The 1417-nt window shown below is 66.3% G+C and carries 1 protein-coding gene; it reads left to right on the top strand.

Annotated elements, in window-relative coordinates; genetic code table 11:
• Nucleotides 1–46 precede the first annotated feature (46 nt).
• The coding region (locus EN884_RS35920) for a lytic transglycosylase domain-containing protein (protein WP_128361125.1) at nt 47–1417 on the top strand (1371 nt) is incomplete at its 3' end.

The following is a 1417-nucleotide window of genomic DNA, read 5'->3' as shown; positions in this document are numbered from 1 at the left end:
CTTCGCCAGCTTGTGGAATGCCAGGACAAGGAAAGATTTAGGGATCATGCCGGGCGGTCGGCCTCACCTTCTCGCGCTGCTTGGCGCCGCGCTCGCGCTGATGCCGGGCATGGCGATCAGCGGCAGCGTGGACGCACGGGTCACCTCAGCCATTCCGATTCCAGGCGCGGCAATTGCGCTGCCAGACCTGCAGGACAGAACGCGACAGGCGCCCTTGCCCGACGTCGCCCCTCTGAAAAGCGGACTGGATGCGTTGGCGCGGGGTGATAGTCTCCGCGCTCGTGGCGTGCGCGATGCCCTTCCGGCGCAGTCGCTCGACCAGCATATCCTTGCCTGGGCGATCGCGCTTTATGGCGGCGACAAGGTTCCGAGCGACGATATCACTGCTGCGGCCAAGATGCTGCCCAACTGGCCGGGGACCGTAGCCCTGCGCAAGAACAGCGAGCGCGCGCTCTATCGAGAGAACCCTGCCCCCGACATCGTCATCAGGGCGTTCGATGGCAGCCAGCCGCAGACATTCGAAGGCGTGATGGTTCTCGCCCGCGCCTATGTGGCGTCCAGCAATACCAAGGCGGCGCGTTCCGTGCTGTCGCCCTTCTGGCGCACCGCGATCCTGGAGGCCAAGGACGAGGCGGCGCTGATCAAGGAATTCGGCAGCCTGATCCCGGCCGCGGACCACCGCTTTCGCATGGAGCGCATGTTCTATGCCGACCGCGCGAATTCCGCGCTGCGCGTCGCCGGCCTCGCCGGCGCCCAGCAGCTCGCCGATGCATGGGCGGCGGCCGACAAAGGCGACAAGAACGCGCCCAAGCTGCTGAAGGCCGTGCCGGCAATGCAACGTTCGGCCGGCTACTTCTTCGCGCAGGCCGAATATTTGCGCAAGCAGGAGGATTTTGCCGGCGCTGCAGCCATTGTGATGCAGGCACCGACCGATCGCGAAGCTCTGGTCGATCCGGATGCCTGGTGGGTCGAGCGCCGGGTGCTGTCGCGTGAACTGGTCGACCAGGGCGACATGAAGGCCGCGTACAAGATCGTCGCTACACACGCTGCCGAAAGTGCCACCAATGCGGCCGACGCCGAATTCCATGCCGGCTGGTACGCGTTGCGCGGCCTGAACGACCCCAAGCTTGCCGCAACGCATTTCGCTCGCATCGCCGACCTTGCCCAAGGGCCGATGACGCTGTCGCGCGCGTATTACTGGCTCGGCCGTGCCGCCGAAGTCGGCGGCCCGGGCAACGCCAAGGATTATTTTGCGCGCGCCGCTGCCTACGGCACGACATTCTACGGCCAGCTTGCCGCCGAACGTGTCGGCCGGCAGGCGCTCAACATCGTCTATCCCTCGCCAAGCGCAGCCGACCGGCAGAACTTTGCCGGCCGCGAGGCCGTCAGCGCCATCAAGCGGCTGCAGGAGGCGGGC

Source organism: Mesorhizobium sp. M7A.F.Ca.AU.001.01.1.1 (assembly GCF_004022735.1).
Classification (GTDB): Bacteria; Pseudomonadota; Alphaproteobacteria; order Rhizobiales; family Rhizobiaceae; genus Mesorhizobium; species Mesorhizobium ciceri.
This window is presented reverse-complemented; position numbering and strand designations above follow the sequence as displayed.